General features: G+C 69.9%; 23 protein-coding genes and 1 other RNA gene. 13 read left to right on the plus strand and 11 right to left on the minus strand.

Going from position 1 to position 24286, the window contains the following annotated elements; all coding sequences use genetic code 11:
- Positions 1 to 31: 31 nt before the first annotated feature.
- The 3 genes from JUB13_RS29620 to JUB13_RS32170 all read right to left on the minus strand — a co-directional run bounded on the left by JUB13_RS29620 (position 32) and on the right by JUB13_RS32170 (position 2357).
- Positions 32 to 544, minus strand: coding sequence for a hypothetical protein (locus tag JUB13_RS29620; protein WP_207485860.1), 513 nt, complete (start codon positions 542 to 544; stop codon positions 32 to 34).
- A gap of 34 nt (positions 545 to 578) precedes the next feature.
- Positions 579 to 1364 (minus strand): histidinol-phosphatase, encoded by a 786-nt coding sequence (gene hisN / locus JUB13_RS29625; RefSeq protein ID WP_207485861.1) that lies wholly within the window; start codon positions 1362 to 1364, stop codon positions 579 to 581.
- A 174-nt stretch (positions 1365 to 1538) separates the two neighbouring features.
- Positions 1539 to 2357, minus strand: coding sequence for a c-type cytochrome (locus JUB13_RS32170; protein WP_207485862.1), 819 nt, complete (start codon positions 2355 to 2357; stop codon positions 1539 to 1541).
- A 167-nt stretch (positions 2358 to 2524) separates the two neighbouring features.
- Here JUB13_RS32170 and JUB13_RS29635 point away from each other — a divergent pair, with 167 nt between their 5' ends.
- From JUB13_RS29635 to JUB13_RS29645, 3 genes are all read left to right on the plus strand, one after another.
- On the plus strand, positions 2525 to 3283 hold the full coding sequence (locus JUB13_RS29635) for a 3-deoxy-manno-octulosonate cytidylyltransferase (RefSeq protein WP_207485863.1): 759 nt from the start codon (positions 2525 to 2527) through the stop codon (positions 3281 to 3283).
- Between the two features lie 72 nt (positions 3284 to 3355).
- Entirely contained in the window at positions 3356 to 4219 is an 864-nt protein-coding gene (locus JUB13_RS29640) for a prephenate dehydratase (RefSeq protein WP_207485864.1), read from the plus strand.
- 145 nt (positions 4220 to 4364) lie between these two features.
- On the plus strand, positions 4365 to 5639 hold the full coding sequence (locus tag JUB13_RS29645) for a hypothetical protein (protein WP_207485865.1): 1275 nt from the start codon (positions 4365 to 4367) through the stop codon (positions 5637 to 5639).
- Positions 5640 to 5666: 27 nt separating this feature from the next.
- On the opposite strand, the gene nudC is transcribed toward JUB13_RS29645, so the two are convergent.
- Positions 5667 to 6590: an NAD(+) diphosphatase gene (gene nudC / locus JUB13_RS29650; RefSeq protein WP_207485866.1), complete on the minus strand. Its 924-nt coding sequence runs from the start codon at positions 6588 to 6590 to the stop codon at positions 5667 to 5669.
- Positions 6591 to 6709: 119 nt separating this feature from the next.
- On the opposite strand from nudC, the gene ffs reads away from it, so the two are divergent.
- The 4 genes from ffs to recR all read left to right on the plus strand — a co-directional run bounded on the left by ffs (position 6710) and on the right by recR (position 9938).
- An RNA gene (ffs, locus tag JUB13_RS29655) (signal recognition particle sRNA small type) lies at positions 6710 to 6807 on the plus strand.
- Between the two features lie 164 nt (positions 6808 to 6971).
- Positions 6972 to 8966, plus strand: a complete 1995-nt coding sequence (locus tag JUB13_RS29660) for a DNA polymerase III subunit gamma/tau (RefSeq protein WP_207485896.1) — start codon at positions 6972 to 6974, stop codon at positions 8964 to 8966.
- A gap of 3 nt (positions 8967 to 8969) precedes the next feature.
- Positions 8970 to 9293: a YbaB/EbfC family nucleoid-associated protein gene (locus JUB13_RS29665; RefSeq protein ID WP_207485867.1), complete on the plus strand. Its 324-nt coding sequence runs from the start codon at positions 8970 to 8972 to the stop codon at positions 9291 to 9293.
- A gap of 51 nt (positions 9294 to 9344) precedes the next feature.
- Positions 9345 to 9938: a recombination mediator RecR gene (recR, locus tag JUB13_RS29670; RefSeq protein WP_207485868.1), complete on the plus strand. Its 594-nt coding sequence runs from the start codon at positions 9345 to 9347 to the stop codon at positions 9936 to 9938.
- Between the two features lie 33 nt (positions 9939 to 9971).
- On the opposite strand, the gene JUB13_RS29675 is transcribed toward recR, so the two are convergent.
- Both JUB13_RS29675 and JUB13_RS29680 read right to left on the minus strand, forming a co-directional pair.
- Entirely contained in the window at positions 9972 to 11207 is a 1236-nt protein-coding gene (locus tag JUB13_RS29675; protein ID WP_207485869.1) for an MFS transporter, read from the minus strand.
- Between the two features lie 190 nt (positions 11208 to 11397).
- A complete protein-coding gene (locus tag JUB13_RS29680; RefSeq protein WP_207485870.1) occupies positions 11398 to 12282 on the minus strand; it encodes a DUF2189 domain-containing protein in 885 nt (294 codons plus the stop codon).
- A gap of 300 nt (positions 12283 to 12582) precedes the next feature.
- Here JUB13_RS29680 and JUB13_RS29685 point away from each other — a divergent pair, with 300 nt between their 5' ends.
- Positions 12583 to 12819 (plus strand): hypothetical protein, encoded by a 237-nt coding sequence (locus tag JUB13_RS29685; protein WP_207485871.1) that lies wholly within the window; start codon positions 12583 to 12585, stop codon positions 12817 to 12819.
- 43 nt (positions 12820 to 12862) lie between these two features.
- Here the strand turns inward: JUB13_RS29685 and JUB13_RS29690 are convergent, their stop codons facing one another.
- Complete coding sequence (locus tag JUB13_RS29690) at positions 12863 to 13759, minus strand: glycosyltransferase family 2 protein (RefSeq protein WP_207485872.1); 897 nt, start codon at positions 13757 to 13759, stop codon at positions 12863 to 12865.
- A 6-nt stretch (positions 13760 to 13765) separates the two neighbouring features.
- Positions 13766 to 16042, minus strand: coding sequence for a glycosyltransferase (locus JUB13_RS29695; protein ID WP_207485873.1), 2277 nt, complete (start codon positions 16040 to 16042; stop codon positions 13766 to 13768).
- A 409-nt stretch (positions 16043 to 16451) separates the two neighbouring features.
- On the opposite strand from JUB13_RS29695, the gene JUB13_RS29700 reads away from it, so the two are divergent.
- From JUB13_RS29700 to JUB13_RS29720, 5 genes are read left to right on the plus strand one after another with little or no spacing between them, the layout of a single operon-like run.
- A complete protein-coding gene (locus JUB13_RS29700) occupies positions 16452 to 17309 on the plus strand; it encodes a cytochrome c oxidase subunit II (protein ID WP_236025329.1) in 858 nt (285 codons plus the stop codon).
- 46 nt (positions 17310 to 17355) lie between these two features.
- Positions 17356 to 19137 carry a cytochrome c oxidase subunit I gene (locus JUB13_RS29705; RefSeq protein ID WP_207485875.1) on the plus strand — a complete coding sequence of 594 codons (1782 nt, stop codon included), beginning with the start codon at positions 17356 to 17358 and terminating at the stop codon, positions 19135 to 19137.
- The gene (locus JUB13_RS29710; RefSeq protein ID WP_207485876.1) at positions 19134 to 19787 is read left to right on the plus strand and encodes a cytochrome c oxidase subunit 3; all 654 of its coding nucleotides are present in this window, start codon (positions 19134 to 19136) and stop codon (positions 19785 to 19787) included. Before JUB13_RS29705 ends, JUB13_RS29710 begins: the two co-directional genes overlap by 4 nt.
- Before the next feature lie 15 nt (positions 19788 to 19802).
- Positions 19803 to 20507 (plus strand): heme-copper oxidase subunit III family protein, encoded by a 705-nt coding sequence (locus JUB13_RS29715; RefSeq protein WP_236025330.1) that lies wholly within the window; start codon positions 19803 to 19805, stop codon positions 20505 to 20507.
- Between the two features lie 10 nt (positions 20508 to 20517).
- The gene (locus JUB13_RS29720; protein ID WP_207485877.1) at positions 20518 to 20835 is read left to right on the plus strand and encodes a cytochrome C oxidase subunit IV family protein; all 318 of its coding nucleotides are present in this window, start codon (positions 20518 to 20520) and stop codon (positions 20833 to 20835) included.
- 28 nt (positions 20836 to 20863) lie between these two features.
- Here the strand turns inward: JUB13_RS29720 and JUB13_RS29725 are convergent, their stop codons facing one another.
- The 3 genes from JUB13_RS29725 to JUB13_RS29735 form a co-directional block, all read right to left on the minus strand.
- Positions 20864 to 21448, minus strand: a complete 585-nt coding sequence (locus JUB13_RS29725; protein ID WP_207485878.1) for a copper chaperone PCu(A)C — start codon at positions 21446 to 21448, stop codon at positions 20864 to 20866.
- Positions 21449 to 21611: 163 nt separating this feature from the next.
- The gene (locus JUB13_RS29730) at positions 21612 to 23447 is read right to left on the minus strand and encodes a phosphoenolpyruvate carboxykinase (GTP) (protein ID WP_207485879.1); all 1836 of its coding nucleotides are present in this window, start codon (positions 23445 to 23447) and stop codon (positions 21612 to 21614) included.
- Between the two features lie 13 nt (positions 23448 to 23460).
- Positions 23461 to 24210, minus strand: a complete 750-nt coding sequence (locus tag JUB13_RS29735; protein ID WP_207485880.1) for a HugZ family pyridoxamine 5'-phosphate oxidase — start codon at positions 24208 to 24210, stop codon at positions 23461 to 23463.
- Positions 24211 to 24286 lie beyond the last annotated feature (76 nt).

The following is a 24286-nucleotide window of genomic DNA, read 5'->3' on the forward strand; positions in this document are numbered from 1 at the left end:
GGCCAAGTCTAGGCGGAAGGCTCCGCCGCCCTCAATCCTCGTCCTCGCCGCTGATCGCCTCGTAGTAGTCCTCGACGAGCTCGAGGATGGCGTCGTAGTCGGGATTCGCCTCCACGAACTTCAGGAAGCGCTCCTCGTTGCCGGGCTGCTCCAGCCAGGCCTGCGCCGCCTCCAGGTGCTCGGGATGGCAGGACAGGAGGTAGAAGGCGACCTGCTCCGGCCCGGTGATCTCCTGCTCCTCCAGGCGCTCCAGGGCGGCGCCCACATAGAAGGTCACGATTTCGGCGAAGCCGTCGGCCTCCTCCATCTCGTCCTCCTCGCCGCCCGCGGCCTCCTCCCCGCCTTCGCCGGCCTCCGCCTGCTCCTCCTCGGATTCGGCGTCGTTCATGGCGAGGTCGAGCGCATCGACCATCTCGACCAGCACCGCCGGGCGCTGTGTCCAGTCAGGTAGGCCCTGCAGTTCCGACACGACCTGGTCGATCAGGGCGCGGATCTCGGGAGAGGCCTCGTCGTAGGCCGATTCGGCTGGGCGGGCGATGGTCATGGGTCCTCCTCGGCTCGGGGCCTCTGCTTTGGGTTCAGCGCTCAGCGTTCAGGCGCGCGACGGCTTCGGCATGGGTCGCGGCGTCCCCGGCCGCGAGGACCTGCGCGCCGTCGCGCCGGCCGAGCGGGGCGCCGCTCCAGTCCGTCAACAATCCTCCGGCGCCTTCGACCACCGGGACCAGCGCCGCATAATCGTGGAGCTTCAGCCCGGCCTCGACTACGAGATCCAGGAAGCCCGCGGCCAGCAGGCCGTAGCCGTAGCAGTCGCCGCCGTACATCGCGAGCTTGGCGCCCTCCGCGACCCGGCGGAAGGCCGCATATTCCGACGGCGAGAACAGGTCGGGCGAGGTCGTGTTCACCGTCGCCGCCGCCAGGCCCGGGCAGGGCCGCACCCGGGCCGGCGCCCCGTTGAACAGCGTCGGGCGCCCCGCGGCACCCACCCACCGGTCGCCCATGATCGGCTGGTCGATCACGCCCAGCACCGGCACGTCGCGGTGCAGGAGCGCCACCAGCGTGCCGAAGGTCGCCCGCCCGGTGATGTAGGCCTTGGTCCCGTCGATGGGATCGATCACCCAGACCCATTCGGCGTCGGGATCGAGGCTGCCGTGCTCCTCGCCGACGATGCCATGCCCGGGCTGCTCGGCCGCGAGGATGGCGCGCACGGCGGCCTCGGCCTCGCGGTCGGCGATGGTGACGGGTGAGGCGTCCGCCTTGTCGTCCACGGCCAGGGGGGTGCGGAAGTGCCGCCGCGCCACGGCTCCCGCGGCATCGGCCAGGCGGAGCGCCAGATCGACAAGCGGAGCGGGGCAGGACTCGGGCATGGCGCGTCTTCGGACGGATGCGGTCGGCGGCATCCTAGCCGCCGCCGCGGCCCGCCGAAACGGCAAATCCGTGAGGCGGGCGTCGCCTGGATGCTCCACGGACGGGCGAGCCCGGAAACGACGAAGGGCGCCCGGAGGCGCCCTTCGATCCCGTCCGACCGGGCGGGCCCGACGTTACTGCGCGGCGGGCGCGTTGCCCTGCGGCTCGGGCGCGACGGTCACCGGCTGATCGGGGACGGTGCCGGGCTCGCGGTTGTCCGCGTTGGTCGTGCCCTCCGGCGGCGTGCCCTGGGGCGCGGTCATGGCCTTCTCGCCCTGGCCTTCCGGCGCGTTGTTGGGCATGGCGGGCTGGGCCGCCGGCGCCGCCGTGGCGCCCGACGCCGTGGCGTTGTTCAGGCCCTCGGAAGCCGGGGCGTCCGCCGCCTTCTGGGCGGGCTCGCCCGCCGGGGTCGCGTCGGAGGCCGGCGGCGGCGGCGCGTTCGGGCTGATCGAACGCAGATAGGCGATCAGGTTCGCGCGGTCCTGGTCGTTCTTCAGCCCCGCGAAGGTCATCTTGGTGCCCGGCGCGTAGGCCTTGGGATCGTAGAGGAAGTGGTTCAGCTCCTCGTAGCTCCAGGGGCCCTGCTTGCTCTTGATCGCGTCCGAGTAGGCGAAGCCCTCGGCATGGCCGTGGGGGGCGCCCACGATGCCGTAGAGGTTCGGGCCAACCTTGTTGGCGCCGCCCTGCTCGAAGCTGTGGCAGGAAGCGCAGGCTCGCGAGGCCTTCTGGCCGGCCTCGGCGCTGGCCGAGGCGAGCAGCGGGCCGATGGGGGCCGGCCCCGTGGGCGCGGCGGCGGCGGGCGACTGCGCGGCGACCGCGCTGACATCCACCACATAGGCGTTCTGGGCGAGCTTCTTCGGCGCCACGAGCTGGTCCGCGATGAATCCCGACATCATCGCGATCAGCCCGGCCAGAAGCACGGCGGCGAACGCCTTGTTCAGTTCCATGCTCATCAATCAGTCCCCTACGTCCTGGGCCGCGGCACAACGCTTCAACCCGCCGGACCGCCCTTCGTGGCGGTGCCCGATCGTTCGAGGCGCCAAAATAGGGCGAGATGCCGCACCGCGCAGCCGCGTCCATGCTTGACCGGCGGGGCGAAATGTCGCACGCCACTCCTATTATGAACGACCCGACTTCCGCAAGGCCGCGCGATCCCATCGTGATTGTTCCGGCGCGCATGGCCTCGACCCGCCTTCCGGGCAAGCCGCTGGCCGACATCCAGGGCGCCCCCATGATCGTCCATGTCTGGCGCCGCGCAGCCGAGGCGCAGATCGGCCCGGTGGTCGTCGCCTGTGCCGAGCCCGAGATCGCCGCCGCGGTCGAATCGGCCGGCGGGCGCGCCGTGCTGACCGATCCGGACCACCCCTCGGGCTCGGACCGGATCTTCGAGGCGCTGCGCAAGGTTGATCCGGGCGGCCGGCACGACGCCGTCGTGAACGTGCAGGGCGACCTGCCCACCATCGAGCCCGGCGCCATCCGCGCCGTCTTCGCGCCGCTCGAGGATGGGCGGGTCGACATCGCGACGCTGGCAGTGGAGATCACGGACCCGGCCGAGCGCGACAATCCCAATGTCGTGAAGGCGGTGGTCGAGCGCGATCCCGGCGCGCTGCGCGGACGGGCCCTGTACTTCACCCGCGCGACGGCCCCCTGGGGCGAGGGGGCGCTGCTGCACCATGTCGGGCTCTACGCCTACCGGCGCGAGGCGCTGGAGCGGTTTGTGACCCTGCCGCCGGCGGCGCTGGAGCGGCGCGAGAAGCTCGAGCAGCTCCGGGCGCTGGCGGCGGGCATGCGCATCGACGTGGCCGTCGTTGACGCGGTTCCGCTCGGCGTCGATACTCCGGCCGAGCTCGACCGGGCCCGCGCCTTGCTGGCCCCCTGACGGGGTTCGATCCATCCGGGTTCAATCCGTCCGGTTCAGCCCATCCCGGTTCACACCTTCCCGGTTTCCCCCATGGCCGACGACCTGATCGCCTTCCAGGGCTCCTTGGGAGCCTATTCGGACCTCGCCTGCCGGACCGTCTTCCCCGGCATGGGCACGCTGCCCTGCCCGAGCTTCGAGGACGTGTTCGAGGCCGTGCGGGAGGGGCGCGCAAGGCTCGCGATGCTGCCCATCGAGAACTCGGTGGCGGGGCGGGTCGCGGACAACCACATCCTGCTGCCCAATGGCGGGCTGCACATCATCGGCGAGCATTACCAGCGGGTGAACCACTGCCTTCTGGCCGTTTCCGGCGCATCGCTGGAGACGATCAAGACCGTGCGCAGCCACGTCCAGGCGCTGTCGCAGTGCTCGAAGCTCACGCGGCGCCTGGGCCTGCGCGCGGTCGCGCATGCCGACACGGCCGGCGCGGCGGCCGAGATCGCGCGCCTGGGCGATCCCACGGTCGCGGCCATCGCGTCCAGCCTCGCGGCCGAGACCTACGGCCTGCAGATCCTGATGAAGGACATCGAGGACGCCGACCACAACACGACCCGCTTCCTGATCATGGCCCGCGAGCCGAAGATGCCGCCGGCGGGTACGCCCTCGGTCACCACCTTCGTCTTCCGGGTGCGCAGCGTGCCGGCGGCGCTCTACAAGGCGCTCGGCGGCTTCGCCACCAACGGCGTGAACATGACCAAGCTCGAGAGCTATCTCGTGGGCGGCCGCTTCACCGCCGCCCAGTTCTACGTGGATGTGGAGGGCCATCCCGAGGAGCGGCCGCTGCGCCTCGCGCTGGAGGAGCTCGGCTTCTTCGCGCGCGAGGTCAAGATCCTCGGCGTCTATCCCGCCAACGCGTTCCGCAGGGCCGCGGCCCAAAGCGCCGAGGGCGACGACTGATCGCACGCCGCGCCGGGCGTCGTCCCGCGCACACACGACATCGTTCGGCTCCGACCTGTACTTCCGGGTCGTCCGTCGTCCTGCGTGCAACCTTCGAAAGGCCCGGAGGTTCCATCCTCGCTTAATGCGCTTGCGGGGAGGGACGATGGCTCAGCTCACGACGACGCGCGGGATCTTCCTGGCGGGCGGACCGCTGTATCCCGACCTGATCTGGGACAGCTATGTCCAGACCGGGTCCAGCCCGACGGCCCTGTCCTTCCGCTACACGCTGGGCGGTGTCGCGGTCTTCGACGGGACGATGACCGGCAGCTTCGACCTCTCGACCGGCAGCGGCACGCTGACCGGCTTCACCTATTCCCAGCCCGCAGGGGCGGCCTTCCTGACGCTGTCGGGCCTGAACCTGCCCTTCGCCTCGTCCGACGAGCTGAACGACCGCCTCCAGGCCGCCACCCTGCTGTCCGGGAACGACGCCATCACCGGATCGGCGTTCACGGACGTCCTCATGGGCTATGCCGGGAACGATTCCATCGATGCCGGCGGCGGCTACGACCAGGTTGCCTATCTGGGGCGCTATCTCGACTACACCATCGAGCGCAACGGGTCGGTCGTCACGGTCTCGGGTCCGGGAGGCACCGACGTCCTGACGAATGTCGAGCGGATCCGCTTCGCTGATTTCATCGACCTGGGCGTGGTGCCCGGCATCCAGACGGCGCGGAGCTCGCTGGTCGGCGAGAGCGGTGGGGTGGCAGTCACGGTGGAGCAGGTCCCGATCTCCCCGGTCGAGGATCCCGTCCGCGGCACGCTCACGTCCGAGGTCCAGATCAACGGCACCGACCCCGCGGGCGGCCCTGCGCAGCTGAAGGAGGGCTGGGAGATCGGGACGCTTGCGGATCTCGACGCAGACGGGCGGTCGGAGATCTTCTTCTTCTCGCGCGCGGGCGAGGGGCAGGGAGCCGGGCTCGGCGCCAGCGCGACCTGGGAGCTCAACGCCCAGGGGCAGATCGTCGGAACCCAGACGCAATGGCAGATGCGGGTCCCCGGCTGGGATGTCGCGGGGGCGGCCGACGTGAACGGCATTCCCGGCGACGAGATCCTCCTGCAGAACATGCTGACCGGGGCGAAGGCGGTCTGGACCGACACCAACCGCGACGGCGCGATCGATGCCGGCTACACCCTGCCCGCAATCAGCGGCACGCGGGAGCACCGCCTGGTGGGCGTCACGGACCTGGACAGGGACGGCGCGGAGGAGCTGCTGCGCTTCAACGACGCGACCGGCAGCATCTCGGCATGGGAGGCCCGGCCGGGCGCCGCAGGCGTCATCACCCTGGGTCCCCCGCAGACCTTCCCCGATGCCGCGACCTTCGTCCAGACGGCACAGGCCACCGGGGCGACCTACGAGTTCTTCCCCTTCCTGGTCTGAGGCCGGATCCGGGAGGGGCCGGGCCGCTCAACCGCCGGAGCGCAGCCAGCCCTCCACCAGGAAGCGGGCGATCGAATCGGGGCGGGGAAGGCGGAACGACCCATCGCCCTCGCTCGACAGGATCTCGTCGCGCGTGAACCAGCGGGCGTCCTCCAGCTCCTCGGGGTCGACGCGCAGCTCGGTGGTCAGGGCCTTCGCCGTGAAGCCCAGCATCACCGAGCTCGGGAAGGGCCAGGGCTGCGAGGCGACGTAGCGGATTTCGCCGACCTCCACGCCGGCCTCCTCGCGCACCTCGCGGGCGACGGCCTCCTCAAGGCTTTCGCCGGGCTCCACGAATCCCGCCAGGGTCGAGTACATGCCGGGCGGAAAGCGCGACTGGCGGCCCAGCAGCGCGCGGTCGCCGTCATGGACCAGCATGATCACGGCGGGATCGGTTCGCGGGAAGTGGTGCGTCCCGCAGCTCTCGCGGGTGCAGTGCCGGACATGGCCGGCATCGGCGCTGACGGTCGGCGCGCCGCAGACCCCGCAGAAGAGGTGGCGCGAATGCCACCAAGCGAGGCCGCGCGCATAGGCCAGCAGCGTCGCCTCGGGGCGCGGCAGCAGCGGGCCGAAGCCGCGCAGGTCCGAGAAGCGCCCGGCGGAGGCCAGCGCCGGGACCGCCGCGGGATCCTCGACCGCCGAGACATCGTAGGCGAAGACGGGGCCGTCCGCGCCGTTGCCCAGCAGCGCCATGTCGGACGGCGACGCGCCGAGCGCGATCGCGTCTGCGACGCTCAGGAAGCCCGCGCGCGGGCCGGACTCGCCCTCGGACATCAGGTTCTGCGTGCGCCAGATGGGCACCACGCGGGCGCCCTGCGCGGAGAGCAGCGAGGAGATCCATCCGGCGTCGCGGCGGCGCTCGGTCGCGCGGTCGAGGCCGAGGCCGGTATAAAACAGGGATGCGTCGGTCATGCCCGATTCCTGGCACGGCGGGAGCCCGACCGGAAGGGCTTTGAATCGCCGGCGCCGGGCGGCTGCCCTCCGGCGATTGTCCTTGCTGCGGCAGGCCCGGATGCCCATATATGGCGACGGGAGGTTGGCGGCGGACGGGCTCCTCGCCAACCCGGTCAGGTCCGGAAGGAAGCAGCCGTAACGAGTTCCGGTCCGGGTCGCTCGTCCAGCCTCCCACCTCAGCCCCGCCCGCCAGCCGAGCCCTTTTTCCGGTACGCGTTGCCGGCCGCAGCCACTAGACTGGCGGCCGAGGGATACGCCCGCCTCCGGAGCCTGCCGGTGAACGACCAGACCATCGTGACGCCAACCGACGCCGAAGGGGCCGACGCCGAAGGGGCCGCCATGGAAGCGGCCGACGCGCCGCAGGGCGCGGGCTCGCCCTACCGGGTTCTCGCGCGCAAGTACCGGCCGTCCGACTTCGGCCAGATGGTCGGGCAGGAGGCGCTGGTCCGCACGCTCACCAATGCGATCCGGTCCGGCCGGCTGGCCCATGCCTTCATGCTGACCGGCGTGCGCGGCGTCGGCAAGACGACGACCGCCCGCATCATCGCGCGTGCGTTGAACTGCGTGGGGCCCGATGGATCGGGCGGCCCGACCGTGACGCCCTGCGGCGTCTGCGAGCATTGCACGGCCATCGCCCAGGACCGGCACGTCGACGTGATGGAGATGGACGCCGCCAGCCGCACCGGCGTCAACGACATCCGCGAGATCATCGACGGCGTCCGTTACGGCCCGGTCTCGGCGCGCTACAAGGTCTACATCATCGACGAGGTCCACATGCTCTCCACCAGCGCGTTTAACGCGCTGCTGAAGACGCTGGAGGAGCCGCCGGAGCACGCGAAGTTCGTCTTCGCCACCACCGAGATCCGCAAGGTCCCCGTGACCGTGCTGTCGCGCTGCCAGCGCTTCGACCTGCGCCGCGTCGACGCGCCGACCCTGGTCGCCCATTTCAGCCGGATCGCCGAGCGCGAGGGCGTCGAGGCCGAGGCCGAGGCGGTCGCGCTGATCGCCCGGGCGGCCGATGGATCCGTGCGCGACGGCCTTTCGCTGCTCGACCAGGCCATCGCGCTGGGCGGCGGCCGCGTCACGGCCGTCCAGGTGCGCGACATGCTGGGCCTGGCCGACCGCACCCGGGTGGTCGAGCTGTTCGAGGCTACCATGGGCGGCCGGCCGCGCGACGCGCTGGACATCCTGGCGGACCTGCACCGGGCCGGTGCGGACCCGGTCGTGGTGATGCAGGACCTGCTGGACCTCACCCATTTCCTGACGCGCCTGAAGGTCGTGCCCGAGACCGCCCAGGACCCGGCCACGCCGGAGATCGAGCGGACCCAGGGGGCGGCGCTCGCCCAACGCCTGTCCATGCCGGTGCTGAGCCGTGCCTGGCAGCTCCTGCTGAAGGGGCTCGGGGAGGTGCAGACCGCCCCGGTGCCCATCGATGCGGCCGAGATGGTGATCGTGCGCCTGGCCTACGCGGCCGACCTGCCTGCGCCTGCGGACCTGATCCGCCAGCTCCAGGGCGCCTCGTCCGGCGGCGTCGGCGGCGCTCCCCCCGGTGGCCAGGGCGGGGGCCCCGTCCAGGGCGGAGGGGGCGGCGCGCGGGCGTCCGTGGCGGCGCCCGCCGCCGCGCAGGCGTCCCAGGCCATGGCCCAGCCCGTTTCCCATGCGCAGCCGCTGGCGACCCAGGCGGCGCAGCCGCTGGCGACCCAGGCGGCGCGGCCGCGTGCTCATCTTGCGGTCGCGGCGGATCCCGCGCCGGCCGCCGTGCCCGAGGGGGCCATGCCGGCCGAGGGACGGCAGCCGGACCAGGTCCGGCCTGTGGCGGTGCCGGAACCCGCGCCCGATGCCGAGGCGGCGCTGGCGCCGATGCCGCGGACCTATGCCGAGGTGGTCGCGCTGTTCGAGGAGCGGAAGGAGATTCATCTCTGGATGTCCCTCTACAACTACGTGCATCCCGTCCGCTGCGAGCCCGGCCTGCTGGAGATCCGGCCGGGGCGGGACGCGGTGCCGAACCTCGCGGGCCGCGTCGGCGCGCTGCTGACCGAATGGACCGGCCGGCGCTGGATGGTCTCGGTCTCGGGCGCCCCCGGCGAGGCTCCCCTGGCCGAGCAGAAGCGCAGCGCCGAGCAGGCCAAGCTGGAGGAGGCGTCGCGCCATCCGCTGGTGCGTGCGGTGCTGGACGCCTTCCCCGGGGCGGCGCTGCAGCTGCGCGAGGTGGCCGACCCGGCGGCCGGGGCCGCGGGCGCGGACGGGCTCGGCGACGAGCTTGCGGACGGTTCCGAGGATCCCGACCTGATCGTTGAAAGCGCGTCCTGGATGGAAGACGAAGGAGAGTTCTGAGCGATGAAGAACCTTGGCCAGATGATGAAGCAGGCGCAGCAGATGCAGCAGCGCATGCAGGAGATGCAGCAGAAGCTGGCCGAGGTCGAGGCGACCGGCCAGGCCGGCGGCGGCATGGTGACGGTCGTGGTGAACGGCAAGGGCGACCTGCGCAAGGTCAAGCTCGACAAGTCCGTGGTCGACCCCGAGGACACCGAGGTGCTGGAGGACCTGCTGGTCGCCGCCTTCAACGATGCCAAGCAGAAGGTCGAGCGCCACGTCGCCGACGAGACACAGAAGCTGATGGGCGGACTGAACCTGCCGCCCGGCTTCAAGCTTCCGTTCTGACACGCCGCCCCCCGCCGGAGACACCGGCGGGGGGCGCTTTCCGGGAACACGATGAACAGCCCCGAGATCGAACGCCTGATCCAGCTGCTTGCCAAGCTGCCGGGTCTGGGTCCCCGTTCCGCGCGCCGCGTGGCGCTCCATCTGATGAAGAAGCGGGACGGGCTGCTGACCCCCCTGGCCGAGGCGCTGGGGGCCGCGGCCGAGGCGGTCCGTACCTGCTCGGTATGCGGGAACCTTGACACCCGCGATCCCTGCCACGTCTGCACGGACCCGCGGCGCGACCAGTCGACCCTGTGCGTGGTCGAGGAGGTCGGCGACCTGTGGGCGCTGGAGCGCACGAATTCCTTCAAGGGGCTCTACCACGTGCTCGGCGGCACCCTGTCGGCGCTGGAGGGGATCGGCCCCGATGACCTGTCCATCGCGGCGCTGGTGAACCGCGCCCGCAGGCCGGAGGTGAGCGAGGTGATCCTGGCCCTCAACGCGACGGTCGAGGGGCAGACCACCGCTCATTACGTGACCGACCGCCTGACGGAGTGCGACGTGACGGTATCGCGCCTGGCCCACGGCGTGCCGGTGGGCGGCGAGCTCGACTATCTCGACGAGGGGACGCTGACCGCGGCGCTGCGGGCCCGCCGGCCTTTCTGAGCCCGCGCGGCACGGAGACGGACGCGGCGGCCCTCAGGCCGGCGTGGCCGCGGCCGGCGCGCGGGGCGCCGCCTTCCGGACGAGCAGCGCCGACAGGATCGTGGCGCCCAGGCTCGCGGCGATCAAAGTCATCGCGGCCGCCGGGCGCCCGCCGTCCAGCAGCAGGCCGAGCACCAGCGGCGCGAGGCACGCGCCCAGGTCGAGGCCGGAATAGACGAAGCCGAACACCTTGCCCGTGGCGCCGGCCGGCGCCGAGGAGCGCACGAGCATGTCGCGCGCCGGGGTCGTCGCGCCCGCAAGGAAGCCCGCGAGACCGATCGTGGCGAACAGCGCGACCGCCCCCATGGGGACGTGCCCGACGGCGAGCAGCATCGCGGCGGCCCCGGCGAGGCCCAGCGCGACCATGGTTTCGTGACGGTCGGTCCGCCCCGCGACGATGCCGCCCGCCAACGTCCCCGCACCATTGGCGATCATGTAGCCCGTCAGCATCAGGCTGGCCGTCGCCAGGTCCACCGCGTGCAGCTCGGGCAGGGCCGTGGGCAGGAAGGTCTGCACGCCGGTCAGCGACACCGAGAGCAGCGCGAAATAGGCGAAGCAGGTCAGGATCGGCACGGTGATCAGAACGCCGCCCGGACCCTGCCGGGCGCCGTCCTCCCGGGGCGTCGGCGCCGCTTGGCGCGGGGTCACGTCGAGCGTCTGCCGCGATGCCGCCAGGACCAGCGCGACCACGAGCCCGAAGGCGCCCACCGCGCCCAGGGCGAAGGTCCAGGATAGGGAGGCGGCGAGGAACAGGAGCACGGCCGGCGCCGCCGCCCAGCCGAGAACGCCGCCCAGCGTGTGGATGCTGTAGGCCAGCGCCATGCGCCGCGGCGTCACCGCATGGGTCAGGATCGCGTAGTCCGCGGGGTGGAAGACGCTGTTGCCGAGCCCTGCCAGGATCATCAGCGGCGCGAAGAGCCAGAACGAGGTCACCAGGCTGCCGAGCGCCACGCTGCCCGCCAGCAGCAGGAAGCCCCCCACGAGCACCCTGTGGGCGCCGAACCGGTCCACCAGGAACCCCGACGGCGTCTGCGCCAGCCCGGAGGCGGCGTAGAACAGCGTCATGACCAGCCCGAGCTCGGCATAGCTGACATCGAAGTTGCCGCGAAGAACCGGGAACAGCGGCGGCAGGACGAGCTGGAAAAAATGGCTGAAGAAATGGCCGATGCCGACCAGCGCGATGACTTTCGTGTCCCCGGTCTTCTTCTTTTCGGGCCTGGTGGGCGGCATTCGGGGTTCGGTCTGCTGCTGAGGGCGTGCGGCGGCGTTGCCGCCTGGCGCTGGGTATACAGCCGCAGCGGGCGGGTTTCGCCATTCCGATAACGCATGGCTGATGGTTCGGGCGCCCAGCCGCGCGGCCAAGCGCCGTCGCCATTCCGGACGCGTCGCCGCGCCGGTCCCGCCGGCGCGGCGGCCCGTCCTACGGCGTGGTCCGCGGTATGGCGCCGGGCGCCACGACCCGGCGGTACAGGTGCCAGGTGGCATGCCCCAGCACCGGCATCACCACGATCAGGCCGACCAGCAGCGGGATCGATCCGATCACCAGCCCTGCCGTGACGATCAGGCCCCATACCGCCATGGTTCCGGGATTCGCCATTACCGCGCGGACCGACGTCCAGACCGCCGTCGCCACCCCGACGCGCCGGTCGAGCAGGAGCGGGAAGGAGACGACGCTGATGGTCAGGACCAGCACGGCGAAAAGGAATCCGACCCCGACGCCGGCGATGATCAGCGTCCAGCCCTGAGACGTGGTGAACACCTCGTTCAGGAAGGACCCCATGTCTGCCGGCGGCGCCGGGCCGAGGGTCGCGGCATAGATCGCCTGGGCTGCCAGGAGCCACGCCAGGAAGATCGCCAGCAGCACCAGCCCCAGGCCGAGGATCGCGCCGAAGGAGGGCGACCAGAGCACGCCGAAGGCGTCGGCCCAGGAGACCGGCAGGCCCTCCTCCCGCCGGCGGCTCATCTCGTAGAGACCGATCGCGGCGAAGGGGCCGATCAGGGCGAAGCCCGAGGCCAGCGGGAAGAGCATCTGCAGCATGTCGCCGCCGAAGAGAGCCGCCAGGAGCAGGCCTGCGACGGGATAGATCAGGCACACGAAGATGACGTCGGTCCGGTAGACGCCGAAATCCTCGAAGCCCTTCGACAGGGCGTATTTCAGGTCGGCGACGCCGATCCTGCGGATGGACGGGGTCAGCGCATTAACGCCCTGGCCGTCCCCGTAGGCGGCGCGTCCGCCCGAGGCCGCCGCCCGAGACAAGCTCGTGGCCTGATGGTAGCTCCATTCAATGGGATTGCGGATGGTCATGCACATGCCTCCCGAACGGGCAGTTCGGAGGGGCGCAGATCAGCCATGACAGCATGCCCGGTCGGCTGCCGGTCACGACACGCCGCGACCCGCCAAGTCAGCGAAGCATACTCCCGCAGCCGGAGAGCGGGCCTGCAATTAAGGGCGGCACCCGCCGGAAATATCGTATCTCAGTTCCATCCTGCAGCCCGCTGTTCACCGTCCCCGGTCTTCTACCTGTCGTCTGGGAAATGAAACGAGGGACGACGCCGGCGGTTCTTGGATTGTGACGCTCGCCTTGCCTTGAGGAGGTCGCGGGCCATGCTGCACCAGATAACCGGACCGGTGTTTCTTTGCGCTGCCGTTGTGCTCGTGCTGATCGGCCTAGCCTGGGCGGTCGGCGGGTACGACGGCATGAGCCTCGGAGCCGGCCTTGCGCTGACGCTGGGGATCGCGGCGCCCGTCGCGGTCGGCTTCGCCTTCATGGAGATCATCGTCAAGGGCCGGCGCAGCCGGCGCGACAGGATGGTGGACCGCACCCGCGGAAGCGACGGCTAGGGGCGCCGCTTCCGGATCCCGGACGGCGGCGCCCCTGACCGTGTCAGAGGTGCCGTCCGAACGCGTAGCCGGTCTGGTAGTACGCCATCGAAAGCTGCGTCAGGCCCTTGGGGTCCATGCTCTCGGGATCGAGGCCCGCGATGGACGGCAGGTGGATCTTGATGTTCAGCACGTTGCTGTTCAGCGGCGAGAAGCGGTGGGCCCGGGCATCCGAGATGCCGGCCTGAAGCATGCGGTTCAGCAGCCAGCGCTGGTTGAGCCTGTCCGGATGGACGAAGTGGCTGACCTTCGCGTCCGGCGCATAGTAGGCGGCGTGTCCGGCCGCGCGCAGCTCGAGATACACGATGCCTTCGCTGCCGCCCAGCGCCCCGCCGCTGCGCCCGAGGTCGGTCCGGAAGCGCCGGTCGCCGAGCACCGAGCGCCGGATCGCGCAGTTGCCCTCGCCGAACCATTCGTGGCCATCCAGGAAGCGCGGCTCCGTGTCCCAGCCCCAGCGGCATGAGAAGGCATGCAGCAGCTCGTCCACGAGCCAGGATGGACGGCTGGCGTCGCCGAAATTGGGCTCGACCTCGCCGCCGACCATGGCCACGGACGGGCCGATCTCGACGAAGGGCGCCGTCAGGCGGTCCAGCCAGCCCGGCTGCGCCTCCTCGTCATCGTCGATCCAGCAGATGATCTCGTGCTGCGTTTCCTCGATGCCGCGATTGCGCCCGTGGGAAATGCCCGGGCGCGTCTCGTTCACGTACTTGAAGCCGATGCCGGCCGGCTCGAATTCGTGACGGTGCCGCTCGCAGAGCTCACGGGCGCTGCCCTGCGGGCAATTGTCGACGACGACGATCTCGGTCCTGCCGTGGCGGTTGCGCTGGTCGCGCAGGCTCCTGAGGCAGAGGTCCAGCAGGGCCTGCCGCTGAAAGGTCGTCACGACGATGCTGACATCCATGCTGCATCACTCCGGCGAATGAACGATATCGAGGCCGGGCAGCGCCCAGCATGAATATCCCATGTCCCGCGCCATGGCCGCGAGGCCCTCGGTCTCGATGTAGCCGCGGTAGCTCGCGGGCGGGAAGACCAGCCCCTCGCGGTGAAGGTCGGCGCGCACCAGCAGCGCCGTCCCGCCGACGGCATCGACCTGGACCAGGGGCTCGTCCCGGAACGCGTCGAGGTAGAGGCGGCCGACGCCGCGCGGGGGCTGGAAGATGCCGTCGACGAGATGGGCGTCGTCCTCGGGGACCCCGGGCCCCCTGGCAAGCCTGAAGGTGTTGAGGTCGAAGGTCCGCCCGTCGGGCAGCGTGCAGTGGGGCACGACGATGTCCTTGCCGGCGCCGAGCAGGCGGCTCAGCAGGTCCGGCGGGTAGTCCAGGAGGTCGGCGTCGAGCCAGAGCACCCAGGCCTCGTTCCGCAGCGCCCGGCTGAGAAGCCGGTTGCGCGAGCGCGCGAGGACCTCGCGGCGGCGGCGCTGGATCTGAACGTCCCAGCGCGGGCCGGCGTGGCGGAAGCCGAAATCCCGCTTGTGCAGCTCGACCCTGCCGAAACGCCGCCGCATGTCGGGCAGCCTGGCGGCGAGATCGTCATGGGTCCCGTCGCGGCTGTCGCCCTCGAGGAAGGCGACGGCGATGCGCCGAGGGTCGTGGTCGAGGCCCGAGAGGAGCCCGACATAGCGATCGAGGTGCCGGCGTGCGTCCTTGACAGGGGTGAGGACCAGGATGTCGGGCTCGGCGTCGCCCCGCAACGCGGGCGATCCGCAGGCCCGCGGTGCAGCGGCCTCGCTGGCCTGCGCAGCCGGGATCTCCGGGATGCGCTTGGACATCTCGGCCAGCACGGCGCGGCAGCGGGCGTCCTGGAACCGGGCCGTGGCGGTCGCCCAGTGCACCTCGAAATGGTCGGGACCGAAGGTGTTCGCGCCATGGACCCGGTAGACGTAGAGCCTGGGCAGGTCGAACAGCGCGACGCGGGCGGTGGCAAGCAGGTGATCGACGACGGGCGTGTCCTCGCCGCGGCGCAGGCCGGGATAGCGCGTCATCGCGGACTTCAGGCACAGGAGGGACCCCTCCCAGGTCCGCCGGCTCGACACGGCCAGCCTTTCCTGGCCGGGCCACCAGACCATCCAGCGCTGCAGCATGCAGGCATGGGCCTTCGTCCGGGCGAGCACCGCGTGCTGGACCTCGAGCCTCCGGGGATCGTAGAGGTCGTCGTCGTCCCACTGGCAGACCAGGGGGCCGCTCGCCTGCTCGACGGCGACGTTGCGCAGTTCGCCGAGCGTGGGCGTGCCGCCGCGGACCAGGACCACCTTGATCAGGTTCCCGGGCTTAGAGCGCACATGGTCGAGGAGCTCCGGATCCTCCTCCTCGGACACGATCACCAGCTCCTTGTCGGGATAGGTCTGCCGCAGGAAGCTGTCTATGGCGGCCTTCGCGAGGGCGGTCCGGCCGCGGGTCACCATCAGGCAGGAGATGCGCGGCTTGCCGGGAGGAAGCTCGGCCGGTCCGGTCGCCCCGACGACCTGGACCGGGACGCCCGCCGGCAGCCCGAAGGGCTCGGGGGCGTTGCGGAACCACGTGCCGTCCCAGTGGTGCAGGACATAGGCATCGCGCGTGGACCGCTCCCAATGCTCGATGTCGTGGACGCGGCCGTCCCAGCACTCGTTCTTGTCGAGCGGGGAGACAAGCTCGGGCGGCGCCAGGGTCAGCGATGCGGCGTCGGGATGGCCGGCCAGCGCCCGCGCCAGCAGGAAGGGGCCGGTCGCATCCAGCGGGTCGGGTTCGTGGCGGGCTCGCTGGACCTCGGCGAGGATATGGTTCCAGATGGGATGGCCCGGCTCCGTCGCGATGAAGGAGGGGCAGGGCAGGTCCCTCAGGCCGCGCTGGACGGCCTTTTCGAGCGCCGAGTGGGAGCGCGGCTCCAGCCCGATCACGAAGCGTCTGCCTTCGATCAGCGAACCGATCGGTTTCAGGCACTCGCAGTCGAGATCGGCATAGATGCCGCCGAAATGGCGCAGGACCAGGTAGCGGCCGAGATCGGCCCGGCAGATGTTCTCCTGATAGCTATGATAAAGCTCGAGAAGATCCGGGAACTCTCGCCCGATGAATGAGGCCAGGTCCCCGTCGGTCCATGTTACAATCTGCAGCCCGGGGTTGAATAGCCTCCAGGTGTCCTGCATTCTTATGTACCGGTCCGGGAGATATTCGTCTTTCCAGAGCTGATGGAGAACAAAAGGTACTGCCATGGCTAGCTGCAATACTTGCGTGTAGGGGGGGCGGCGTCCCGGAGATGCCGTCGGTCACAATGGTCCGACATGGTTAATGCACGGTGAAGGCGGATGACCGGATGGTCACCCGCGCTCCCATGGCGAGTCCGGGAAGGCTATGCGACGGCGCCCGGAGATTTCCGCGGTCAGTGCTGAATACGGCAATAAATCCCGTGTCTCTTATTTGGGTAATGTTGCGCCGCAAAAATGAGCCCAAATGGGCATTAAGTCTCAAGCATATTCGTGCTGATGCAATTTTGGGAGTACAAGTTGTATTGCGGTGTGCGGGATGCGCGTTATTGCAAGTCCCGGCAGAGCTGTTTTGCGTAGGTTCGAGGGTTTAGCGCGTCTCCATGCCCAGCGGAAACAGAAGCGGGAACGGATCGACATGGCTGTAGGAGTCATATTGGCCGCGCTCGTCGTGGGCTCGGTGATATTCAGCCTTCTAAGCCCATGGTGGTTCACACCCCTCGCATCGAACTGGGGAACGATCGACGACACGTTGATCATCACCTTCGTGATCACCGGCGCGGTCTTTGCCGTCCTGATGCTGTTCATGGCCTATGCCGTGGCCCGGTTCCGGCACCGGGACGGCGCCCGGGCGGACTACGAGCCCGAGAACCGCAGGCTGGAGCTGTGGCTGACCGGCGCGACCTCGGTGGGGATCGCCGCCATGCTGGCCCCCGGCCTGATCGTCTGGAACGACTTCATCCGCGTGCCGGAGGGCGCGTCGACGGTCGAGGCGCTCGGCCAGCAATGGTCCTGGAGCTTCCGCTTCCCCGGCGCGGATGGCGTGCTCGGCACCGCCGACACGTCCCGCATCACGGCCGAGAACCCCTTCGGTCTCGATCCCGACGATCCCCGCGGCCGGGACGACGTCCTCGTCTCCGGGGGCGAGCTGCACCTGCCTGCCGGCACACCGGTCAAGGTCGTCCTGCGCTCCACCGACGTGCTGCACAATTTCTACGTGCCGCAGTTCCGGGCCAAGATGGATCTGGTTCCGGGCATGGTGTCGTATTTCTGGTTCACGCCCGAGAAGACCGGGACCTACGAGATCCTGTGCGCCGAGCTGTGCGGGGTCGGTCACTCCCTGATGCGCGGCACCGTCGTGGTCGAGGACGAGGGGACGTTCCGGCCATGGCTCGAGCAGAACCCGACCTTCGCCCAGTCGCTCGGCCGGCGGCCGGAACAGGACGTGGCCGAGATCCGGGACGAGGTCCAGGGGGAGGGCGGCGCGGAGCCGTGAGCCGCGCGGGGGCGCGCGAACGGACTGGCAGGGAGGGTCCAGGGCGATGGCACAGACCGCATTCGTCGACGAAGGCCTCGATCACGAGCACGGCCACGAGCCGCAAGGCTTCATCGCGAAATACATCTGGAGCCAGGACCACAAGGTCATCGCCATCCAGTACACGCTGACGGCCATTGCCGTCGGGCTGCTGGCGCTGGTGATGTCCTGGCTGATGCGGATGCAGATCGGTTTCCCCGGCAGCCTGGAGATGGTCGACCAGGAACGCTACTACCAGTTCGTCACCATGCACGGCATGATCATGGTGATCTACCTGCTGACCGCGCTGTTCCTCGGCGGCTTCGGCAACTACCTGATCCCGCTGATGATCGGCGCGCGGGACATGGTCTTCCCCTATGTGAACATGCTGAGCTACTGGACCTACCTGCTGTCGGTCCTGGTGCTGGTCGCGTCGTTCTTCGTGCCCGGCGGGCCGACGGGGGCCGGCTGGACCCTCTACCCGCCGCAGGCGATCCTGCCGGGCACGCCCGGGCGGGACTGGGGCATCATCCTGATGCTGGTCTCGCTGGTGATCTTCGTGGCCGCCTTCACCATGGGCGGGCTCAACTACATCACCACGGTCCTCCAGGCGCGTACGCGCGGCATGACCATGATGCGCCTGCCCCTGACGGTCTGGGGCATCTTCGTCGCCACCGTCCTGGGCCTCCTGGCCTTCCCGGCGCTGTTCGTCAGCGGCGTCATGATGCTGCTCGACCGGCTGCTGGGGACCAGCTTCTTCATGCCGGCCGTGCTCTCTCAGGGCGAGATGCTGGAGTATTCCGGCGGCAGCCCGCTGCTGTTCCAGCACCTGTTCTGGTTCTTCGGCCATCCCGAGGTCTACATCGTGGCGCTGCCGGGCTTCGGCATCGTCTCGGACCTGATCAGCACCCATGCGCGAAAGAACATCTTCGGCTACCGGATGATGGTCTGGGCGATCCTGGCGATCGGGGGGCTCAGCTTCGTGGTCTGGGCACATCACATGTACGTCAGCGGCATGAACCCCTATTTCGGGTTCTTCTTCGCCTTCACGACGCTGATCATCGCGATTCCGACGGCGATCAAGGTCTACAACTGGGTGCTGACGCTGTGGCGCGGCGACATCCACCTGACCGTGCCGATGCTGTTCTCGCTGGCCTTCATCCTGACCTTCGTGGCCGGCGGGATGTCGGGCCTGTTCCTCGGGAACGTCGTCGTCGACGTGCCGCTGTCCGACACCTATTTCGTCGTGGCCCATTTCCACATGGTGATGGGCGTGGCGCCGATCCTGGTCATCTTCGGCGGGCTCTACCACTGGTACCCCAAGGTGACCGGCCGGATGCTGAACGACACGCTCGGCAAGATCCATTTCTGGATCACCTTCCTCGGCACCTACGCGATCTTCTTCCCGATGCACTATCTCGGCTTCGTGGGCATCCCGCGGCGTTACTTCGAGTTCGAGGGCATCGCGTTCATTCCGGATTCCGCGCATCTGCTGAACGAATGGATCACCATCGCGGCCCTCGTGGTCGGCGCCGCGCAGTTCCTGTTCCTGTTCAACCTGGCCTGGAGCGCCGTCCGGGGCCGCCCCTCGGGCGCCAATCCCTGGCGCTCCACGACGCTGGAGTGGCAGACGCCCGAGACGCCGCCGGGGCACGGAAACTGGGGGGCCAGGCTGCCGATCGTCTATCGCTGGGCCTATGATTTCAGCGTGCCGGGCGCAGCCGAGGATTACATCCCGCAGAACCGCCCGCCGGAACGCGACGCGCCGGGCCTGCATGGATCCCTGCGGGCGGAAGGAGCCGCGCCGTGAACCCCCTCGGGTCGCTTGGCGCGAAGCCCTGGCTGCAGCCCGCCCAGGACGTCCCGGCCTGGGGCCGGCTTCCCTTCGCCCCGGCGCAGGTAGGGCTTGCCATCTTCATGGCGGTCGTCACGGCGCTGTTCGGCCTGCTGGCCGCGGCCTACCTGATGCGCATGACGCTCGGCGACTGGCGGCCGCTGCCCGAGCCGCCGATCCTGTGGCTGAACACGCTGGCGCTGGCGCTGGGCAGCGCCGCCCTGCAGCGTTCGTCGACGCTCCTGCGCCGCGGGGACCCGGCCCGGGCCTCGACCGCCTTCGTGGCGGGCGGGGGCTGCGCGGGCGCCTTCCTGGCGGGCCAGATCGCCGCCTGGGCCCAGCTCGATGCGTTGGGCTACTTCGTCGCGACCAATCCCGCGAACACCTTCTTCTATCTGCTGACGGCGCTGCATGGGCTGCACCTGCTGGGCGGGCTCGCGGCCTGGGCCAGGACGGCATGGCATCTGCGCAGCGCCCCCGGCGCACGCGCGACCCGGCTCGGCGTCGGGCTCTGCGCGGCCTACTGGCATTTCCTCCTGGTCGTCTGGCTGGCGCTGCTTGCCCTGCTGATGGCCGACGACGCGGGCTGGATGCCCGCCATGCATCACGGGGCAGGAACCGGCTGAGGGGAGCGCGAGCCGATGGTGAGCCAGGACACGATGCACGAGCCCGCCCTCCGCGTGGAGCCCGCGGCCGAGGGCGGCTGGGAGGGCATGGTCGCCGACCTCTCGGCCGACCGGCAGGCCTTCAGGGATGTTCCCTGGGGCAAGGCCATGATGTGGATCTTCCTGCTGAGCGACACCTTCATCTTCGGCTGCTTTTTGACCTCGTACATGACGGTGCGCATGTCGACCACGGTGCCGTGGCCGAACCCGAGCGAGGTCTTCGCGCTGACCATCGCCGGCACCCATGTCCCGCTGCTGCTGATCGCGATCATGACCTTCGTCCTGATCAGCAGCAGCGGCACCATGGCCATGGCGGTCAACTTCGCCTACAGGCGCCAGCGCGGGGCCACGGCGGCGCTGATGCTGGCGACGGCCGTGCTGGGGGCGACCTTCGTCGGCATGCAGGCCTTCGAGTGGTCCAAGCTGATCGAGGAAGGCGTGCGTCCCTGGGGGAACCCCATGGGCGCGGCCCAGTTCGGCTCGACCTTCTTCATGATCACGGGCTTCCACGGCTTCCACGTCACGGTGGGCGTGATCTACCTGCTCGTCGTGGCGTTCAAGGTCCGGCGCGGCGACTACGAGCGGCGCGGGAACTACCAGATCGTCGAGATCGCCGGCCTCTACTGGCACTTCGTCGATCTCGTCTGGGTCTTCATCTTCGCGCTCTTCTACCTGTGGTGAGGGGGCGGACATGGCGCATGCGGAAACCCAGCAGCACCCCATCAGCACCTACTTCAAGGTCTGGGGGATCCTCTTCGTCCTCAGCGCGCTGTCGTACATGGTCGACTTCTTCCAGGTGCAGGGCTATGCCCGCTGGTTCCTGATCATCCTGTTCATGATGCTGAAGGCCGGGCTGATCGTCGCCGTCTTCATGCACCTGCAATGGGAGAGGCTGGCGCTGCGCTGCGCCATCCTGGTGCCGCCCCTGAGCCTCCTGGTGCTCGTCGCGCTGATGGCGCTGGAGGCGGACTACGTCCACCTGACAAGGGTCCTTTTCCTCGGCGGATGAGGGCGGCGCCTCGGCCTCGCCACCGGGCTCAGTGCATTGGCCGAGGGGCGGCGTGCCCCTGCTGTCCATGCCCGTGCTCCTGCCCCTGTCCATGCCCTTGTCCGGGCGCCATGCCGCCATGGGCCGCGCCCTCGGGCCCGCCGGCGCCGGGCCCCGCGACGGAGACGGTGACGGTGGCGGCGGCGCCGCGCGCGAAGGTCAGGGTGAGCGGGAAGCTCTCGCCGCGGCGCAGCGGCTGGCGCAGCCCCATCAGCATCAGGTGCAGCCCGCCGGGCCCGAAGACGGCCTCGGCGCCCGGGGCGAGGTCGACACCCTCGACCTCGCGCATGCGCATCACGCCGCCCTCGTGCAGATGGGTGTGGATCTCGACCCGCTCGGCCACGGGCGAGGTCGCCGAGACCAGCCTGTCGGGCTGCGAACCGCCGTTCACGAGCGTCACGTAGGCGGCGCCGGTCGGGGCGCTGGGGGCGGTCGCGCGGGCCCAGGCGCGGGTGATCCGCACCTCGCCGGCCGAGGCCGTCTCCTGCGCCAGGGCAGGCGCTGCCGGAAGGGCGATGCCCAGGCCGGGGCCCAGGACGAGGCTCGCCAGGGCAAGGAAGGCGGTCGGCTTCATGGCGGCGGTCCAGCTTGTTCCAGGCGCCGACAATCTATGGGCGCCGCCGGGCCCTGTCCATTGGGGGACCCTGCGACGGAAAAGCCCGCCGGCACTGCCGGCGGGCCTTCCAATTGCGGGTTGCCCAGTTGCGGGTTGCCCCGGCGCGGGTGCTACAGGCCGCTCACGCGGCCTGCCACACCGCCGGGGACTCCTTCAGCCGCTCGAGCAGCCGCTGCCGCTCGCGCTCCATCTCGTCCGGCAGGCGCGGGCCGAACTCGCTGAACAGCTTCTCCTGGTCCTCGGCCTCGGCCACGGCCTCGCCGCGGTCGATGTCCATGATCCGGCGGAACTGCTCCTTGGAGAAGTCGAGCCCCTCCCAGTTCAGGTCCTCGTAGCGCGGCATGTAGCCGAAGGGGCTGGAGACCGGCTCGGGCGCGCGGCCGTGAACGCGGTCGACGATCCACTTCAGCACCCGCATGTTGTGGCCGAACCCCGGCCAGGCGAAGCGGCCGTCCTCGTCCTTGCGGAACCAGTTGACGCGGTAGATGCGCGGCAGGTTCTGGTAGCAGTCGCCGAGCTCCAGCCAGTGCTGCCAGTAATCCGCCATGTTGTAGCCGCAGAACGGCAGCATGGCGAAGGGGTCGCGGCGGATCGCCGCCTGGCCCACGGCGGCGGCGGTCGCCTCGGATCCCATGGTGGCCGCCCAGTACACGCCCTGGCGCCAGTCGAAGGCCTCGAATACCAGCGGGAAGGTCCTGGACAGCCGCCCGCCGAAGATGAAGGCGCTGATGGGGACGCCCGCGGGGCTCTCCCAGGCCGGGTCGATGGACGGGCACTGCCCGGCGGGCGCGGTGAAGCGGGCGTTCGGATGCGCGGCCTTGCGCCCGCAGTCCGGCGTCCAGTCCTTGCCCTGCCAATCGATCAGGTGGGCCGGCACCTCGTCGGTCATGCCCTCCCACCAGACGTCGCCGTCGTCCGTCAGCGCGCAGTTCGTGAAGATCGCGTTGCGCTCCAGCGTGCGCATGGCATTGGGATTGGACTTCAGGCTCGTTCCGGGGGCCACGCCGAAGAACCCGGCCTCGGGATTGATGGCGCGCAGCGTCCCGTCGGCCTGGGGCTTGATCCAGGCGATGTCGTCGCCGACGGTCCGGATCTTCCAACCCTCGAAGCCCTCGGGGGGCACCAGCATCGCGAAGTTCGTCTTGCCGCAGGCGGAGGGGAAGGCGGCGGCGACGTAAGTGCGCTCGCCCTCGGGGCTCTCGACGCCCAGGATCAGCATGTGCTCGGCCAGCCAGCCCTGCTTGCGGCCGAGGTCCGAGGCGATGCGCAGCGCGAAGCACTTCTTGCCGAGCAGCGCATTGCCGCCGTAGCCGGAGCCGTAGGAGACGATGGAGTGCTGCTCCGGGAAGTGGACGATGTACTTGTTCTCGCCGTTGCAGGGCCAGGCCACGTCGGGCTGCCCCGGCTCCAGCGGCATGCCGACGGAATGCAGGCAGGGAACGAAGCTGCCGTCCTCGCCGAGATGCTTCAGCACCGCGCTTCCCATGCGCGTCATCAGCCGCATGCTGACGACGACGTAGGGGCTATCGGTGAGCTCGACGCCGATATGCGAGATGTCGGAGCCCAGCGGCCCCATGCTGAACGGGACCACGTAGAGGGTCCGGCCGCGCATGCAGCCGTCGAGCAGGCGATCCAGGATCGCCTTCATCTCCTTGGGGTCCATCCAGTTGTTGGTGGGCCCGGCATCCTCGCGCCGCTCGGTGCAGATGAAGGTGCGGTCCTCGACGCGGGCGACGTCGGCGGGGTCGGAGCGGCAGAGATAGGAGTTCGGACGCTTCTGCTCGTTCAGCTTGATGAACGTCCCTTGAGCGACCATCTCGGCGCAGAGCCGGTCATATTCTTCCTGCGAACCGTCGCACCAATAGATGTTGTCCGGCTTGCACTTGCTTGCGACTTCCTCGACCCATCGCAGAAGTTTTCGGTTGGTCGTGGGGGCATTCGACACGTCTTGCTCCATCCCGTTTGTTTTATTATGCCCGCCTGGAGCGGGCGTGGTTCACAAGTCGAACGAGTTCCGTCCGGGCCGCTTTCGGGTCCGTGACGGGGGTATCGAACTCGAGCCTCGCCAGCTCGGCCTCGCGCCGGAGGTCGCAGCCCTCCGGATCGATGCCGACCATCCGCCATCCCTCGCCGCCGCGCCCGAGCAGCTCGTTCGCATAGAGATCCACCGCATCGGCGTGATCTTCGTTCATGTGCTCTACGATACCAGCCTCACTTTGGGCCAGTCCTTCCGTCAGCGGTCGGGGGAGCAGAATGTCGCGCCCGTCGATCCAGTGGATGCGCCCGAACCCCGCCACCAGATGAGCCCGCTCGATCCGCACGCGCAGGAAACGGAAATCCCCGAAGCCCGCGTAGAAGCGGGCGCCGGGGTGCCGCGCCAGGTAGCGCTCGGCCAGCCGCGGCTCCTCGGCCGGCTCGGCGCGGCCGAGCACCGAGACGCGGGGGCCGGTCAGCGGCTCGGCCAGGCCGGCCGTGCCGTCGAAAAGGAGGCCGAGCCGGTCGTCGGCCTTGATATTACGCGCATGCTCCGCCAAGTCGGAGACCAGCAGCAGCGGCGCCGCGTCGAGGTCGAACCCCACCAGCACCAGGGACGGCAGCGGCCAGCCCGCGGCATCCGCCTGGGCCGTGGCGAGCGCGGCCCGGTCGCAGCGCCGCATCACGCGGCGGGCGGTCTCGGCAGGACTGGCCTCGGCAGGGCTCGGCGTCGGCGCGGTGGTCATGGCAGGATGGTCCGGTCGGCGTTCGCAGTGCATTCGGGCAGGCGCCGCGGCAGGGCCTGCCCAGCATCGCCGTGAT

This window comes from Arenibaculum pallidiluteum, from assembly GCF_017355985.1.
GTDB classification, from domain to species: Bacteria; Pseudomonadota; Alphaproteobacteria; order Azospirillales; family Azospirillaceae; genus Arenibaculum; species Arenibaculum pallidiluteum.